Origin of the sequence: Pedobacter petrophilus (genome assembly GCF_009674725.1) — a bacterium.
In the GTDB taxonomy this organism is placed as follows: domain Bacteria; phylum Bacteroidota; class Bacteroidia; order Sphingobacteriales; family Sphingobacteriaceae; genus Pedobacter; species Pedobacter petrophilus.
Window position 1 is genome coordinate 1 of record NZ_WKKH01000052.1, and the last position, 16,883, is coordinate 16,883.

Consider the following 16,883-nt stretch of genomic DNA (forward strand, 5'->3'; position numbering starts at 1 on the left):
GTTACAACCTTCCTAAAACAAAATATTATTTGGAAAAATTTTAATTATTATTTGGATTTAAACACAGTTCATCCTGAACTTAGATTCAACACCTGTTATCATTAAGTTAAAGATCTTGAAACAAGTTCAGGAAGACGATATGTTGGATAAGAAGAAAACGTTTTAAATCGTATGCAATATTTTAGAGTTTAGAGATCCGTTCTGAAACACTCGCTAACACCCATACCATGAACGGCCGTCATGCTGAACTTGATTCAGCACCTGTTATCATTACGTTAAATGATCCTGAAACAAGTTCAGGAAGACGATATATTGAATAAGAAGAAGAGATATCTTGGATAGGAAGAAAACGTTTTAAATCGTATGCGATGTTTTAGAATTCAGAGATCCGTTCTGAAACACTCGCTAACATCCATACCATGAACGGCCTTCATGCTGAACTTGATTCAACACCTGTTATCATTATATTAAATGATCCTGAAACAAGTTCAGGAAGACGATATATTGAATAAGAAGAAGATATCTTGGATAGGAAGAAAACGTTTTAAATCGTATGCGATGTTTTAGAATTCAGAGATCCGTTCTGAAACACTCGCTAACACCCCTACCATGAACGGCCGTCATGCTGAACTTGATTCAGCACCTTGTTACCTAAGCATAAAAAAAGACCGGCATATCCGATCTCCTACTATTCAATAATAATTAATAAATGCTGACTAAAACAACAAATGCTTTACGGTTAAACCATTATTAATCAATTGCTTCAATGAATCAATTCCAATCCGCAAATGTGTTTCTACATACTTCTCTGTAACAGTACTATCACTTTCAGCGGTTTTAACACCTTCAGGAATCATGGGTTGATCTGAAACCAGGAGTAAAGCGCCTGCAGGAATTTTGTTTGCGAAAGCAGTGGTAAAAACAGTTGCTGTTTCCATATCTACAGCCATTGCCCGTAAGGTTTTCAGATACTTTTTGAATTCCTTATCATGTTCCCAAACCCTGCGGTTGGTGGTGTAACAAGTTCCTGTCCAATAATCTCTGCCATGATCACGAATAGTGGTGGAGATTGCTTTTTGCAGGGCAAATGCTGGTAAAGCCGGTACTTCTGCAGGAAGATAATCATTTGATGTTCCTTCTCCCCTGATTGCGGCAATAGGTAAAATTAAATCGCCCAATTGGTTCTTCTTCTTCAAACCACCACATTTGCCTAAAAATAACACCGCTTTAGGCATAATTGCTGTTAACAGATCCATCATTGTTGCTGCCAGCGGGCTTCCCATTCCGAAGTTGATGATGGTAATTCCGTTTGCGGTAACACTCTGCATCGGTTTATCTAAACCCATAATCGGTGCATTGTCATTCCATTCCGAAAACATGCTCACATATTTACTGAAGTTGGTTAACAAAATATAATCACCAAATTGATCCAGTGGACGGCCAGTATATCTTGGCAGCCAGTTTTTAACAATTTCGTCTTTAGATTTCAGACCAGACTTAACCGGACTCTCTACTTCTTTTACTTTTTTCGATTTCTCTACAATGGCCTCATGTTTCTTAACGTCTTTTTCTTCATTCATATGTCTTTGGTTTAGTGCCGGCACCATGTGCTTAGCATATTTACAAAAAATCCCTCCCGGATGCTCGGGAAGGATTTGATTTTTTTAAGCGGCCTGCAACTTTTTAAAGTCGGCCTTTTCAAATTTCTCTATCGCATAATCGAGATTAATGTGCAGCTCCTTGACATCCGTTTGAGTTGGCGTATCGAACATTGCATCCAGCATAATCGCTTCGCATATCGACCTCAACCCACGGGCCCCAAGTTTATATTCCATTGCCTTATCAACAATAAAATCCAGCACATCATCTTCAAATAACAAATCTACTTCCTCATAAGCAAAAAGCTTAACATATTGCTTAATCAACGAGTTTTTCGGCGCAGTTAAGATATTACGTAAAGATTCTTTGTCTAATGGATTTAAGTGAGAAAGAACCGGGATCCGTCCAATCAATTCCGGAATTAATCCAAAAGATTTCAAATCCTGTGGGGTAATATACTTATAAAGATTTTTAAGATCTAAAACAGTGTCATCTTTCTTTACTTTATAACCTACAGCCTGTGTACGCAAACGGTTAGCAATTTTACGTTCGATACCATCAAACGCTCCACCGCAAATAAATAAAATGTTATTGGTGTTTACCGGAATCATTTTCTGGTCCGGGTGTTTACGTCCGCCCTGGGGTGGAACATTCACAACCGTACCTTCTAAAATTTTCAATAATGCCTGTTGCACACCTTCGCCAGATACATCACGTGTAATAGATGGATTGTCGCTCTTACGGGCAACTTTATCCACCTCATCAATATAAACAATTCCACGTTCTGCTGCAGCTACATCATAATCTGCAGCTTGCAATAAACGGGTAAGAATACTTTCCACATCCTCACCAACGTATCCCGCTTCGGTTAAAACTGTTGCATCGCAAATACAGAAAGGCACATGCAAAATCTTGGCAATGGTTTTAGCTAAAAGTGTTTTACCTGTTCCGGTTTCGCCAACCAACATGATATTTGATTTTTCAATCTCAATCTCATCCTTATCAACTTTCTGATTCAGACGTTTGTAATGGTTGTATACCGCTACAGATAAAACTTTCTTCGCATCATCCTGCCCAATTACGTATTGATCCAGGTGTTGTTTAATTTCTAAGGGTTTAAGCAAAGAAATCGCATCCTGAATATTTTTCGTGTTCTTCGTACCCAACTCCTGGGCAAGCAATTGATTGGCTTGGGTAACACATTTATCGCAGATAAATGCATCCATGCCTTCAATTAACATTAAAGTTTCATGCTTGCCAGAATGGCAGAATGAACAACGAGATTCTTTATTTTGTTTCGCCATCTTTTTTCGCGTTTCTCGATAAAACTTCATCAACCATACCAAACCCTTTTGCCTCATCGGCAGTCATCCAGTAATCGCGATCTGAAGCTTTCTCTACCCAATCATAAGTTTGACCAGAGTGTTCTGAAATAATATCGTATAATTCTTTTTTCAATTTCAACATCTCTCTTAAGTTGATCTCCATATCAGATGCCACACCTTGTGCGCCTCCTGATGGCTGGTGAATCATTACTCTTGAATGAGGTAATGCGGCACGTTTTCCTTTTGCACCTGCCACTAATAATACTGCACCCATTGATGCTGCTATACCCGTACAAATTGTAGCTACATCTGGCTGAATATACTGCATGGTATCATAAATACCCAATCCTGCATACACAGAACCACCTGGTGAGTTAATATAAATCTGAATGTCTCTATCAGCATCAGTGGATTGTAAGAACAATAACTGCGCCTGGATGATGTTTGCATTCTGATCGTGAATTGCATCACCCAGAAAGATAATACGATCCATCATTAATCTCGAGAATACGTCCATTTGAGCAACGTTCAACTGACGTTCTTCAATGATATATGGCGTCATACTCTGAGGGTTCATATTCGCCTGTGCAATAAATTTATCTACGTGTAATCCGCCAATCCCCTGATGTTTAACGGCAAATTTTCTGAATTCTTGTGGGTCTATGTTCATAATCTTATCTTGCGTTTGGAGTTTGGCGTAAAGCGTTGAGTCACGAGAAGCCAAACCGGATTATAATTTTAATAAATATTTCCTGAAGTTGGTTAATTTCCGTGCCAATTTATCTAATTCTTCCAGATAATAAAGCAGTTCTGTGTCAGAAATATATTTTCTTCTTTCCAATACCACTAAAATGTTTGCATTTTCAAATGCTGATCGATGCGCAATATTCAGATAATGAGCAAATTCCTTATTGGAAACAGAGCCTGAGCCTTCTGCAATGTTGTTGGATATGCTAAGAGCAGCCCCATTGAGCTGCTCTGCAAATCTATACTTTTTATCAACTGACAATCGGTCAGCTATATCTAATAGTTTATCGGTTATTTCTATTGACAACTGCCAAACCTCGAGCGATTGAAATTTAAATTGAGCCATAGCTAAACTTAAAGATTTTTTCCCGTAAGCAGAAACTAACCATTGGCACTAGAAATATTGGCACCTGAACAGTCTTTTAAACGCCAATCGCCCAGCGCCTATCGCGTTACCCTTTATCCAATGCAATAAACTTATCGTAATCAATATCTTGTTGCGCTAAAGTAACGATAGATTTGATTTGCTCGAAAGTTTTTAATGCTTTAACTTCTTCAAAAGTACGGTTTGCATTTTCCTTTTCCTGTAAGAACTGAACGGCATATTGTGCCAGTTGATCTTCAGGAAGCGGGCTTGGACTGTACATTTTAAATTGCGCATCTAATTTCACTTTAGCCGCCTGAACCACATCTTCATATTTAATTTCGATGCTATTGTCTTTAATAATTTTATTTTCAATTAAAGTCCATTTCAGGTTTTTAGCGAAATCATCATAACCTTCAGCCAATTCTTCGTCAGTTAATTTTTCGTTTGTTGCTTTTAACCAACGGCGTAAAAATTCATCCGGCAATTCGAAAGTATGTTTTTTCAAAAGGTCTTCATAAATATCGTTTGATAATTTACGCTCTGCATCTTGTTTGAACATTCCCTCCACTTCTTCCGTAATTTTAGCTCTGAAAGCAGCTTCGTCAGTTACCGAACCATCTGGGAAAATTTTATCATAGAATTCCTGGTTCAAATCAGACTCTTCTAAACGATTTACATTTTTTACGGTTAACTGGAAGTCAGACTGCAAATCAGCAGCATCTTCTTCAGAAATATTTAATGCTTTTGCAACCGCCGCCTGGTCGTCAAGTGCTTTTTTAATATTAACGGTCACTACATCATCCTTTTTCAAACCGACTAAGGTTTTCAAAATTTCCTCGTCTTTAATTAAATCTAAACGTAATGTAGCAGTATTGGCAATTCCACCTTCAAAAACGGCACCATCAGCACCCAACTGCACTAATTCGGCATATAACACATCACCTTCAGCAGAAACTTCAGGGTTAGTCATTTTACCATAACTGCGACGGATATTTTTGATCCGGCTTTCTAAAGTTTCCTGATCAGCTTTGATTACATATTCGGTAAATTTATCCTTAGAAGAGATATTTACATCAAAAGCAGGCGCTAAACCCAGCTCGTAATCAAATTCAAATTCATCTGTATTATCCCATTTAAACTCACGCTCATTTTCTAACTGAGGTAAAGGCTGACCTAAAATTTCTAATTTTTCTTCAGCAATGTAATTAGACAAAGTATCGTTTAACAAGTTGTTCACTTCTTCTACCAAAATACTTTTGCCATACATTTTTTTAATGTGGGCAGGCGGAACCATTCCTTTACGGAAGCCGGGTAACTGTGCTTTTTTAGCCTGGTCTTTGATTGCCTTTTCTACTTTGGCACTGTAATCGGCAGGTGCGATTTTGATTTTTACAACAGCATTTAAGTTGCCGGTTTTTTCCTGTGTAATATCCATTTTTTTCAGATATGAGTATTAGGATGTGAGAACTGAGACTTATTTCAAGTTCACTAATTCCACATCAATTTTGTTAATCAATGTTTTTAAAACAAAATGAAGCCGTTTCGATTTAACTCAAAACGGCTTCATTTATAGTGCGGATGAAGGGACTCGAACCCCCACGCCGTGAAGCGCCAGATCCTAAGTCTGGTGCGGCTACCAATTACGCCACATCCGCAGTTAGGATGTTGTAAGGACTGCAAAGATAGAAACAAGATTGAATAATCAAAAGGTATCTAACTTATTTTATCTATTATTTTTAGTCAAAAAAGCTAAGTCATTAATTTAGAGCGAGAAAAATTTTATTTAAAACAATCAGAAAAGCAGTTTCAGTGCTCATCGGTTTCTTCAGTCCCGCTTTTTGCGCCAAGCCCGGCAGAAAAACCGGGGCTTTTGCGTCAATCGGGTTTAAAAAACAAAAAGTCCTGCTCCTGGTGTGCCCATCAAACCGTAAATTCCCGGCAAGCGTTTAAGACCAGAAGCAGAATCAGTTGTTAGAATTTAATCAGGTATACATCCAAAAATTCAGGTCCGCCCTCTAACGGATAACCCTTAACTTTTTTACCCTTCACTGTTACCTTTTTATCCATATACTCATCCAGATTAATGGCATCGCTTCTTAATGCATAGGTTTTATTTTCTGTTTTCAGCAGGTGTGTTCCATATTGAAAGGTGGTCATACCAATTTTTTGAATCGTTCCGGTTGCCGTTGCCTTATTGGCCGTGTTCGAATCTTTAAAAGATGTGCAGCCAGAAAAAACGGCCACAAATAAGGATAATACAATTAATTTTTTCATATGAGTAAAACGAAGTAGATTGAAATAATGCGACAATTTATGTAAAGTCTGTAGAAATTCACTAATAAAGTTCTTTCTGAAATTCAAAGAAATACTGTACTGCTTTAACCAGCCGGCTGCCATACCAGCTAAACATTTCTCCATCAACGAGCATTATTTTGGCGTTAGGGATAGCCCTTTGTATTTCTTCAATATGCTTTGAACCGAAGGGATAAGGCTCTGAGGAAAGCAGGATCAGTTCACAATTCAAAGTTTTCAGTTTTTCCAGTGTTATCTGAGGATATCGATCTTGCTGAACAACATTCATCATCCCGTTGAGGAGCAAAATATCATCGATGAACGTGTTTTTACCGGCAGCCATATAGGGCTTCCGCCAGATGAGGTAAGCTACTTTTTTATCGATTTTGTTTTGTAGAGCCAGTGTTTGCAGATCGTTAAAGCCTGCAGAAATCAGGTGGTTAAGATAGCCCGCTTCAGGCTCACGGTCTACAAGTTCGCCTATCTGGAAGATCGCGTTTTTAGCATCTTCTAATGTAAGAATATCGCTCATCCAAACGGGGAAATCTTCTGCAAGTTCTTCGATGTCACGCTGCGTGTTTTCTTCCTTATTCCCGATAATCAAATCTGGCTTTAAGTCTTTTATCAAATCAATGTTGAGCTTTTTAGTTCCGCCAACTTTGGTGCGCTCGGCAAATTTTTCAATAGGATGAATGCAAAATTTCGTTAGCCCAATAATCTCTTTATCTAAACCCAAATCAAAAAGTAATTCAGTTTGAGAGGGCACCAGTGAGATAATTCTTTTCGGAGGAAAATTGAAAATGACCTCCCGCCCCATTTGATCGGTAAAAGATTTTTGCATGCAGCAAAGATAATTCTAAGCAAAGGAAAACCATAAACGAATTTCAAAAGCTTAATCTGGATGTCAACTTTAAATCTCGCGATCAATACCGCAAAACATTCAAGGTCAATTTGAAGTTAATTTCAATAAAACCTTTAATTTTATGAAAAAACAGATCTTTTTAATTCTGGCCACCCTCCCCTTTTTTAATGCTATGGTTAGCGCACAACAGCCTGAATTAATAGAGGTTGTATCGTTCGGCAAAAACCAGCCCATCGGCGTAACCGTTTCCGCTAAAAGCAACCGTTTGTTTGTCTCCTTTCCAAAACGCGAGCCTTATTTATACGGGTTGACAGAAATAGTAAACGGACAAAGAAAGCCATTTCCAGATCAGGAATGGAATAAGGTTGATACAATTAATACCAAAAACCATTTTGTGAACGTACAGGATTTGTATGCCGATGACCAGAATTTTCTTTGGGTGCTGGATTCCAGGCCTGCGGGAGGTGCTTCAATTTTTGGGGGCAATCAGACGCAAAAGAAGGAAGGTCAATTTAAATTACTACAAATCAATCTCACCAACAATAAAGTTATAAACGTTTACCATTTCGACGGTTTAGCAAAAGATAAAAGCGCCCTGAACGATGTAGTTGTTGATCATGATAAACAACTCGCATATCTATCAGACCCTGGTTTAAGTGCGATTGTGGTATTGGATTTGAAAACCGGAAAATCCAGAGTTGTGCTTCAAAAAGATAAATCAACTGTTGCAGATCCAAACTTTATCCTTCACCTGGATGAAAAGGATGTTATTGATGATGCAGGCAAGCCTTTCAGTTCAAATGTGAACGGAATTGCGTTAACTAAAGACAATAAATATTTCTACTTCAGGGCCATCAACCAGACTAAACTATATAGAATTGCAACACAATTTTTAGCCGATAAAAAACTAAACCATACCGAATTGGCTCAGAAAGTTGAGATGGTAGCTGAAACTGGCATATGCCATGGAATGATCGCTGATAAAAACGGAAACATTTATTTAAGTTCATCGCCAGATTATTCAATTAAATATGTAAGTAGTGATGGTAAAATGCATACTCTGGTAACGGATAAAAGACTGAGCTGGCCAGATTCTTTCGGCATAGGCGATGATGGCTGTTTATACCTGAGTTGCTCTCAGCTGAACAGACAAGCGAAATACAATAAGGGTAAGGATAGAACAGACTACCCCTACCGGATTTATAAAGTGAAATTGCCTTAAACGGATGCCACTGTGATATCGTCTTTTACAACGCCATCGGCAATGTTTAAAATGCGACTGCCATATTGCGCATTTTTTTCAGAATGTGTAACCTGAACGATGGTAATTCCTTCTTCTACATTTAGCTTTTTAAATAACTCCATAATTTGTTCAGCTTGAGCAGATTGAAGGTTGCCGGTAGGTTCATCAGCCAAAATTATTGAGGGCTGGGCGGCCAAAGCCCGGGCAATGCCTACCAATTGCTGCTGTCCGCCGGAGAGTTGATTCGGAAACAAGTCTTTCTTGGCTACAATATTAAACCGATCCAATAAATCAGCAATCCTGCTGGCCCTTTCTGCACCTGCAACTTTTTTATAAAGTAAAGGTGCTTCTATGTTTTCGTAGACAGTCATTTCATCAATTAAGTGGTAGGCCTGGAACACGAAGCCGATGTGGTTGCGGTAAAGTTCGATACGCTTCCGTTCTTTAAGTGTAGTTACATCTTCGCCCAAAAATTCATAAGTACCGTATGTGGGTTCTTCCAGCATTCCCAGAATATTGAGTAAAGTAGACTTTCCGGCACCGGATGGTCCCATTATCGACACAAATTCGCCTTGTTTAATGGTTGTAGTGACATGACGCAAAACGTAATGTTTTATGCCTTTGCTTGAATAGTATTTTTCTATGTTTTTTAGTTCGATCATTTTTGTAGTATCTAGTAGTTAGTAATGGGTATTGGGTATCGAGTATTTAGTATTAAGTATCAAGGCTGGCAATACGGGTTATTAAAAGGTTAGGGGGTTAGGGGTTAGAAGGTTAGGTATTTTTCGCTGTAAACGATTGACTTTATTTTTTCAGTATCAAGTATAAAAGACACCTCGCTTTTCGCTTTAGTCTTTAAGCTTTCGGCCTTTACACTTCACACCTTTTACCCTCCACCTTCATACCTTCCGCCTTTATTCATATTTTAGTGCATCTACAGCATTGGTAACAGCTGCTTTATAAGAGCGAATGCTTACGGTTAACATGGTAATGATCATGGTGATGCACATCGCCAAAATGAAAGGCCAAACACTTAATTCCATTCTATAGGCGAAACCATTAAGCCAACCGTTTACAAAGAGGTAAGCAATGGGCCAGGCTATAATATTTGCGATAAAAACCATCATTAAAAACGAGCCATTCAGCATTTTAACCAATTCGAAAGTGCTTGCGCCTAATACTTTTCTAATGGCCATTTCCTTGGTGCGTTGCGTGGCCACGAAAGATATCAAACCGAATAAACCGATAAAGGAAATGAAAATAATTACGCCAGCAAATACTTTGAACAAAACGCCCATGATCTTTTCTGTTTCATACTGTCCGTTTATATCCTCATTTACAAAAGTTGAGCTGTAAATATGAGAAGGAAACATCCTATTCCACAACTCCTCTACTTTTTTATCTGCCACAAAAACCTGTTTGGCATCTAACTTTATTGCCGCCCTCCAATAATTATTTTTTCCAGTAGTAATGGTTAGTCCAGATATCTTTTCTTTGAGCGAGAGGTCGTTAAAATCTTTAATTACCCCGATTATAGGAATATTTTCTCCATTAGAATTGATTACTTTACCAATCGCATCTTGCGGATTATTGATATGAACTTTCTTTATAAAAGTTTCATTAACCACATAGCCCTTTCCCTTATCACCCTTAGCAAATAACTTTCCAGCTATTAATTTTAAATCGAATAGTGCGTAGTAATCTTCATCTGCCTGCATCCTCCTTACCTCGAAATCTTTATTTTTTATGCCATTAAAAGTAAAATCTGATGAATTTATATTTGGCGACAAAGGAGGGTTTTGGCAAAAACTAACCATTTTTACGCCAGGTATACTTAAGAGTCTTTGTTTAAAATTTTCGTGTTTGAGCCTATTGAGACTATCATTTGGTAAGGCAACCATCATCACCTCACTAGAATTAAATCCAAGTGGTTTTTGTTGTACAAATTCCATTTGGCGCATTACAACGATGGTACTAATAATTAGAATGATAGAAATTGCGAACTGCACAACAACCAATATTTTACGCAAACTTAAACCCCCATTATTTAGCGCTACCTTATTTTTAATGGCCAGTGCCGGGTTAAAACCAGACATGATCATTGATGGATAAAAGCCGGCTAAAAACCCAACAAATAAGACCAACAAAATCATAAAGATAAATATAACGGGATGCTGAAATAGACCTAGTTCTAATTGTCCTTTAAAAAGATTTTGGAATTGAGGAATACAAAGTTCTGCCAAAACACAGGCAATGAGCATTGCTACAAGCGTAACGATAAAGGTTTCACTTAAAAACTGCATGACCAACTGCTTTCGCATACCTCCCATTACTTTTCTTACGCCAACTTCTTTAGCCCTATTTATAGCCTGGGCTGTACTTAAATTAATAAAATTGATGCAGGCCGTAACGATTAGAAATAATGCAATGATAGCTAAACCATAAAGCTGCGTTTTACCAATGTTTTGATAAGAGAAATTATCGTAATGTTCGCTAAAATGAATAGCTCTTAAAGCTTCAATCTCGATGCGCTGATTGCCAGCAACCTTTCTATCAGCATAATTATTTTTATTAAATTGAGCTAATGAAGCCGTAATATCTTCAGCTTTTAAGCCATCTTTTAACAATACATATAACTCATTACCAGAACTTACGCAGTCCCAACAATCATCGGCCTTATCAGGAAAAGTTTGATAACTAACCACAACATTTAAAGGAAAGCTACTGTTTTTTGGCATATCCTTAAAAACTCCGGTAACTTTAAGCAATGTTTTATTACCCATTGTTATGCTTTTGCCCATTGCATTTCGCACATTACCAAAGTACTTTTTAGCCGAAGTTTCTGACAATGCAGCCGTATTGGGTTGGCTAAGCGCTTCGTATGAATTTCCAAATAACCATTTTGCACCAAAAATCTCAAAAAAATCCGGTTCTGAATAATAAATGGTCTCATCGTTTTTTATTAAATCTTTCCCTGCCTCATCTCTAACACGAATAATACTCCACCTTCTAAAAATTGCAGCAGTTTTTTCAAGGCCAACAATTTCATTTTTAACCACATTTACGGCAGGTATTGATACGCCGTTAGAATAATCATCAAAGGCATCGTATTTCCAATCGGTAACCATGCGGTAAATCCGATTTTCGTTTTTAAAACCTTCATCAAAACTTAACTGGTAGCGGATAAATAAAAAAATGAGAATGCAACTTGCCATCCCTATAGAAAGACCGATTACATTAATAAAAGTATAGCCTTTGTTTTTCCACAGGTTACGCAATGCGATTTTAAGGTTGAGTTTGAACATTTTTACAGTATCAGGTAGTTAGTATCAAGTCTGGTAATGTGGGCTATTAAAGGTTATAGGTTAGGGGCTTAGAAGGTTAGGCGTTTTTCGCTGTAAAAAATTATTTTATTTTTTTAGTATTAAGACACCTGGCTTTTCGCTTTAGTCTTTAAGCTTCCGGCTCTTTAACCTTACGCCCTATACCTTTTACCCTCCACCTTCATCCCTTCTACCTTATTCGTATTTAAGTGCGTCAATTGTGTTCGCCCGTACGGCTTTCAGCGAGCGGAAACTCACCGTGATCAACGTAATGAGCATGGAAATAATCATGGCTAATGCAAACGGCCAAATGCTCACCTCAATCCGATACGTAAAACCAGATAGCCATTTAGACACAAATAAATATGCCAATGGCCAGGCAATTACGTTTGCGATAAATACCATTAACAAAAATGAGCCGTTAAGCATTTTTACCAGCTCGATTGTAGATGCACCCAACACCTTTCTAATGGCAACTTCCTTGGTTCGTTGAGTGGCTACAAAAGAAATCAACCCGAACAAGCCGATAAAGGAGATGAAGATAATTACGCCGGCAAACACCTTAAACAGGACTCCCATTACCCTTTCCGTTTCATAATATTGGCTAATATCATCTTCAACAAAGGAGGCCTGATAAAAATTTTCAGGATAAGTATCGTTCCAGATTTTTTCTATTTGTGGCATAATAGATAAAATCTGTTTGCTGTCCATTTTAACCGCAATATTTTGATAATTTTCTTTTATTGACGTAATGAGTACCGGCGAAATTGGCTCATGTAAACTTAAATTATTAAAGTCTTTTACAACGCCAACTAAAGTTGCTTCTTTACCAAAGATCTTGATTTTTTTACCTAAAGCATCATTAAAATCAACCACGTTTAATTTTTTTAAGGTAGTTTCATTAACCACAACTTCTTTAATGGTATCACTTTTAGAAAAACCTTTACCAGCGACAAATTTTAAGCCGAAAGTCTTGAAATAATATTCATCAGCAATTTTCGTATTAACCTGGAAATTAGCTTTTTCCGACCCGTCATACCTGAAATTACTTTCGTTATTGTTACTCGATGATGGTCCATTTCTGCAAAAGCTCGTTGTTAAAACACCAGGAATTTTTGAAAACCTGTCTTGCAGAATCTGATATTTCATTAAACTTAAGCTATCATTCCGAACACCAACCATCGCTATTGCTGATGGGTTAAAACCCAACGGCTTTTCTCTCATATAATTCATTTGCCTCAACACTACCAACGTACCAATAATTAAAATTACTGTAATAGAGAACTGAACTACCACCAAAATTTTGCGCAAACTTAAACCACCGGCATTAGCGGTTATTTTATTTTTAATGGCCAAAGCCGGACTAAAACCCGACATCACCATTGCCGGATAAAAACCTGCAAGAAAACTTACAATTAAGACCAAACCAATCATAAATACCAGGATAACTGGATGACTGGTGATACTGAAAGAAATATTATCATGAAATAAACTTTTCATGCCCGGTAATGCAACTTCAGTTAAAACGCAGGCAACAAGCAAGGCAAATACACTAATCGTTAAAGTTTCGGTAAGAAACTGAAAAATTAATTGCTTTCTTAAACTGCCCATCACCTTGCGAACGCCTACCTCCTTACTCCTGCTTACGGCTTGTGCAGTAGCCAGATTGATAAAATTGATACAAGCCGTTAGCATTAAAAAAGCACCAATGATACCCAAGCCATAAAGCTCTTTCTTAGGCATCACGTCATTTGAAAAATTTCCAAGATTTTCATTATAATGGATTTCGCTTAATGCCTGAGCATTAATTTCTTGTTTAGATATGGCATCCTTTTCGAAGTATTTCTCTGAAAACTTCGGCAAAGCACCGCGAACTTCATCAATTGAAACACCATCCTTTAAAAGAAAATAACACTCATCACTAGAAGAAACATTACCCCAATTATCAAATTTCTCATTCCTATGGTTTTTAAAGGTTTGGTAAGAAACTACGATATTCAATGGAAATGAACTGTTTTCGGGCATTTCTTGAAGAATACCCGTAACGGTAAAATCTTCTCTGTTTTGATAATTGATAGTTCTACCAACTGCTTTATTCCAATCTCCAAACAGTTTAGTAGCCATGTCTTTCGATAAAACAACGGTATTTGGCTGGCTTAGTGATTGCACCGGATTTCCTTGCAACCATTCAAAACTCATGATTTGAAAAAACTCAGGTTCAGCATAAAAAATGTCCTCCATGGTTTTAATCTTTTCCTTGCCAGCATCATCTTTAACTTTAATAATTCCTCCATCTTGGCAAATGGCTCCAACTTTTTCGATCTGGTTTTTAAAATCATTTCGTAATGCAGCTGGTGCTGGTTTTGGTACACCCTGCGATTCAAAAAATCCATCTGCAGAAGTCCAGTTGGTGGTTATACGATAAATTCTATCTTCATTTTTAAAGCCCTCATCAAAACTTATTTGATAACGGATAAAAATGAAAATTAAAATACAGCTTGCCATCCCAATGGATAAACCAAGAACATTAATTAGCGTATAGCCCTTGTTTTTCCAAAGGTTTCGCCATGCTATTTTTAAGTTGAGTTTGAACATTTTTTTTTAAAGGTTTAGGGTTGAAAGGTAAAGGGTTGAAGGCTTGGGCGTTTAAACCGTTCACCTTATTACCTTCCCACCTTTTTTATTCATATTTCAATGCATCTACAGGGTTTGATGTTGCCGTTTTATAGGCTTGAAAACTTACAGTAAGCAATGCCATCATTAAAGTTCCAAGGGCAGCCAAAGGCATAATCCACCAGCTAATATTGGTATGAAATTCAAAATTATTCAGCCATTTGCCCATTGCATAATAACTGATCGGAATGGCAATTACGATGGCTATGGTAATCATTTTAATAAAAGATAACGACAATAACTGCATCAGATTTGCCACAGATGCCCCTAACACTTTACGAACACCAAATTCTTTTGTACGCTGCTCCGCACTGTAAGCAACCAAACCGAATAGGCCTAAGCACGACACGAAAATGGCCAGTCCGCCGAAAAGGTTTGAAAGAATACCGAGCGTTTTTTCTGATTTATATTTTTCCTGATACAAAGCGTTTACAAATGTAATTTCGACTGGATATGCCGGATTAAAAGCCTTTGCAATTTTGCTGATGGTTTTGATATTACTTTGTAAATTATTAGCCTTATTAAGGCGCATGGTAATTGCACCGGTTTGTCCCGAGGTTAAATAAACCACTTGCGGATTATTTGATTTGTATGGCGAATCCCAAACGTAATCATCAAAAACACCAATTATATATGCATTTGTACCGAAAATACTTATTTTCTTGCCAATTGGTTCCTTGTAGCCAAACACTTTAGCAGCCGAGGCACTAACCATAACCGCACTGGTATCTGAAGCAAAATTCTTCGAAAAATCTCTTCCTTTTAATAATTTTATGCCATTTGTTTTGATGAAATCGTAAGAAGTGGCTACCTGATTAAACATCACTGTATTTATTGGGTTAATCATTCCCTCCCACTTAACATCCATAAAATTACGCCCGCGATGAGAAAGGCTAACCGATGATTGGTACATCGACGTTACCGCACCGGATTTTAGCATTTCAGTTTTAAACAAATCGAATTTAGTTTTTAATTCACCATCCTGAGGGATTTCTACCAAAGCATTTACATCAAAACCGACTGGCTTATTTTTAATGTACTGGATTTGCCGATAGATCACCAGCGTTGAGATAATGAGGATGATGGCAAAACAAAACTGTCCTACAACAAGTACTTGCCTTAAGCTTACATTTAAAAATCCTTTCGAACTGATTCTTCTTTTTAGTGTTTGAATGGGATTGAAAGAGGATAAATAAAATGCCGGATAACTACCTGCAATTAAGCCTGTAGCAATTACAATCCCTAATATGCCAACCCAGCTTACGGTATTGAAATATGAAATATCCAGATTAATATTTAACAATTGGTTAAATGCAGGTAGCATAAGCTCTAACAACGCAATAGCCAAAACAACAGCTATAATGGTAAGCACCATAGATTCTGTTAAAAACTGTAGGATCAACGAGGTACGGTTTGCACCAATCGTTTTTTTTATTCCAACTTCCTTTGCCCGTTTTTCTGATTTGGCAGTAGCCATGTTCATAAAGTTGATACAGGCAATTAATAAAATACCAAATGCCAAGCCCATAAAGAGCCAGATTTGCTCTATATCGCCGCCTACACTCTTACCATTTTCAAATTTACCAAATAGATGCAGCTTGCTCGCTTTATATAAAAAATGTGGCTGCGACTGTCCATTTTGTGGGGTACTAGCCTTTACTAAGGCCTCTACTTTTTTGTTTACCAAGTCAATATTTACATCTGGGTTAAGTGTAACCATGGTTACAAAACTGTAATTGTTCCAGTTCAAATCTTTTGCACTGGCATCAACTATCCCATAAAAAGACCAGGGCATTAAAAAATCGAAACGATTGGAACTATTTTCGGGCAGATCTTTAATTACACCAGTGATAGTCAGGTTTTCCATGTCCTGGTATCGAACCGATTGATTCAAAACATCAGTCTTACCAAATAGTGTTTTCGCAGTGCTCTCCGTAAGAATAACCGAAAGTGGATTATTCAAAGCTGTTTTTGGATCGCCATAAACAAACTGATAATCGTACATTTTAAGAATATCAGGTTCTGCAAACTTTGAATCTTTTTTATAACTGTTTTGCCCGTTTGCAATGAGACTTTTCTTACCATAGTCCATTCGGGCAACATATTTCGCCTCTGGCAAATTCTGTTTTAAAAGCGGACCTAATGCGGTTGTAGTACCATTAAATGTTCCTGCAATTTTATTGCCCTCTCCTGGTACATTCGTCATGGCTATATAAACATTTTCAGAATTCTTAGCCTGCTTATCAAAATTCAGCTCGTAAGAAACATATAACAACAACATTAAACAGGCTGCCAGGCCAATGGCTAAACCAATTAAGTTAATGAAAGAAGAAGTTTTATTCTTCCAAAGGTTTCGCAAGGCGATTTTTAAGTTGAGTTTGAACATATTTTTTAAGGTTGAGGGTAGTGAGTATCAGGTATCAAGAGCTGAAAGCGAAAAGCAGAAAGACTA

12 protein-coding genes and 1 tRNA gene are annotated in these 16,883 nt (G+C 37.4%); 1 reads left to right on the forward strand and 12 read right to left on the reverse strand.

Features of this window, described 5'->3' with window-relative positions; translation table 11 throughout:
• Nucleotides 1–716 precede the first annotated feature (716 nt).
• The 8 genes from GJU39_RS20255 to GJU39_RS20290 all read right to left on the reverse strand — a co-directional run bounded on the left by GJU39_RS20255 (nt 717) and on the right by GJU39_RS20290 (nt 7,171).
• Entirely contained in the window at nt 717–1,580 is an 864-nt protein-coding gene (locus GJU39_RS20255) for an AMP nucleosidase (protein ID WP_209437693.1), read from the reverse strand.
• A gap of 84 nt (nt 1,581–1,664) precedes the next feature.
• On the reverse strand, nt 1,665–2,903 hold the full coding sequence (clpX, locus tag GJU39_RS20260; RefSeq protein WP_154282825.1) for an ATP-dependent Clp protease ATP-binding subunit ClpX: 1,239 nt from the start codon (nt 2,901–2,903) through the stop codon (nt 1,665–1,667).
• Entirely contained in the window at nt 2,887–3,594 is a 708-nt protein-coding gene (gene clpP, locus GJU39_RS20265; protein ID WP_154282826.1) for an ATP-dependent Clp endopeptidase proteolytic subunit ClpP, read from the reverse strand. Before clpP ends, clpX begins: the two co-directional genes overlap by 17 nt.
• Nucleotides 3,595–3,654: 60 nt before the next feature.
• The gene (locus GJU39_RS20270) at nt 3,655–4,017 is read right to left on the reverse strand and encodes a four helix bundle protein (RefSeq protein ID WP_154282827.1); all 363 of its coding nucleotides are present in this window, start codon (nt 4,015–4,017) and stop codon (nt 3,655–3,657) included.
• 106 nt (nt 4,018–4,123) lie between these two features.
• Nucleotides 4,124–5,473, reverse strand: coding sequence for a trigger factor (tig, locus tag GJU39_RS20275; protein ID WP_154282828.1), 1,350 nt, complete (start codon nt 5,471–5,473; stop codon nt 4,124–4,126).
• A gap of 138 nt (nt 5,474–5,611) precedes the next feature.
• Nucleotides 5,612–5,693 (reverse strand) — tRNA-Leu (locus tag GJU39_RS20280).
• A 316-nt stretch (nt 5,694–6,009) separates the two neighbouring features.
• Entirely contained in the window at nt 6,010–6,312 is a 303-nt protein-coding gene (locus GJU39_RS20285; RefSeq protein WP_154282829.1) for a hypothetical protein, read from the reverse strand.
• A gap of 61 nt (nt 6,313–6,373) precedes the next feature.
• Entirely contained in the window at nt 6,374–7,171 is a 798-nt protein-coding gene (locus GJU39_RS20290; protein ID WP_154282830.1) for an ABC transporter substrate-binding protein, read from the reverse strand.
• Nucleotides 7,172–7,313: 142 nt separating this feature from the next.
• Here GJU39_RS20290 and GJU39_RS20295 point away from each other — a divergent pair, with 142 nt between their 5' ends.
• Nucleotides 7,314–8,414 carry an L-dopachrome tautomerase-related protein gene (locus GJU39_RS20295; protein WP_154282831.1) on the forward strand — a complete coding sequence of 367 codons (1,101 nt, stop codon included), beginning with the start codon at nt 7,314–7,316 and terminating at the stop codon, nt 8,412–8,414.
• Here the strand turns inward: GJU39_RS20295 and GJU39_RS20300 are convergent.
• The 4 genes from GJU39_RS20300 to GJU39_RS20315 all read right to left on the reverse strand — a co-directional run bounded on the left by GJU39_RS20300 (nt 8,411) and on the right by GJU39_RS20315 (nt 16,817).
• On the reverse strand, nt 8,411–9,097 hold the full coding sequence (locus tag GJU39_RS20300; RefSeq protein WP_154282832.1) for an ABC transporter ATP-binding protein: 687 nt from the start codon (nt 9,095–9,097) through the stop codon (nt 8,411–8,413). The two genes, GJU39_RS20295 and GJU39_RS20300, sit on opposite strands and share 4 nt — an antisense overlap.
• 252 nt (nt 9,098–9,349) lie before the next feature.
• Nucleotides 9,350–11,740, reverse strand: coding sequence for an ABC transporter permease (locus GJU39_RS20305; protein WP_154282833.1), 2,391 nt, complete (start codon nt 11,738–11,740; stop codon nt 9,350–9,352).
• 213 nt (nt 11,741–11,953) lie between these two features.
• On the reverse strand, nt 11,954–14,353 hold the full coding sequence (locus tag GJU39_RS20310; protein ID WP_154282834.1) for an ABC transporter permease: 2,400 nt from the start codon (nt 14,351–14,353) through the stop codon (nt 11,954–11,956).
• Between the two features lie 85 nt (nt 14,354–14,438).
• The gene (locus GJU39_RS20315; protein ID WP_154282835.1) at nt 14,439–16,817 is read right to left on the reverse strand and encodes an ABC transporter permease; all 2,379 of its coding nucleotides are present in this window, start codon (nt 16,815–16,817) and stop codon (nt 14,439–14,441) included.
• Nucleotides 16,818–16,883 lie beyond the last annotated feature (66 nt).

Coding starts and splice junctions, on each gene's coding strand:
- GJU39_RS20255 (WP_209437693.1), bottom strand. CDS start 1,580: ATGAATGAAGAAAAAGACGTTAAGAAACATGAGGCCATTGTAGAGAAA.
- clpX (WP_154282825.1), bottom strand. CDS start 2,903: ATGGCGAAACAAAATAAAGAATCTCGTTGTTCATTCTGCCATTCTGGC.
- clpP (WP_154282826.1), bottom strand. CDS start 3,594: ATGAACATAGACCCACAAGAATTCAGAAAATTTGCCGTTAAACATCAG.
- GJU39_RS20270 (WP_154282827.1), bottom strand. CDS start 4,017: ATGGCTCAATTTAAATTTCAATCGCTCGAGGTTTGGCAGTTGTCAATA.
- tig (WP_154282828.1), bottom strand. CDS start 5,473: ATGGATATTACACAGGAAAAAACCGGCAACTTAAATGCTGTTGTAAAA.
- GJU39_RS20285 (WP_154282829.1), bottom strand. CDS start 6,312: ATGAAAAAATTAATTGTATTATCCTTATTTGTGGCCGTTTTTTCTGGC.
- GJU39_RS20290 (WP_154282830.1), bottom strand. CDS start 7,171: ATGCAAAAATCTTTTACCGATCAAATGGGGCGGGAGGTCATTTTCAAT.
- GJU39_RS20295 (WP_154282831.1), top strand. CDS start 7,314: ATGAAAAAACAGATCTTTTTAATTCTGGCCACCCTCCCCTTTTTTAAT.
- GJU39_RS20300 (WP_154282832.1), bottom strand. CDS start 9,097: ATGATCGAACTAAAAAACATAGAAAAATACTATTCAAGCAAAGGCATA.
- GJU39_RS20305 (WP_154282833.1), bottom strand. CDS start 11,740: ATGTTCAAACTCAACCTTAAAATCGCATTGCGTAACCTGTGGAAAAAC.
- GJU39_RS20310 (WP_154282834.1), bottom strand. CDS start 14,353: ATGTTCAAACTCAACTTAAAAATAGCATGGCGAAACCTTTGGAAAAAC.
- GJU39_RS20315 (WP_154282835.1), bottom strand. CDS start 16,817: ATGTTCAAACTCAACTTAAAAATCGCCTTGCGAAACCTTTGGAAGAAT.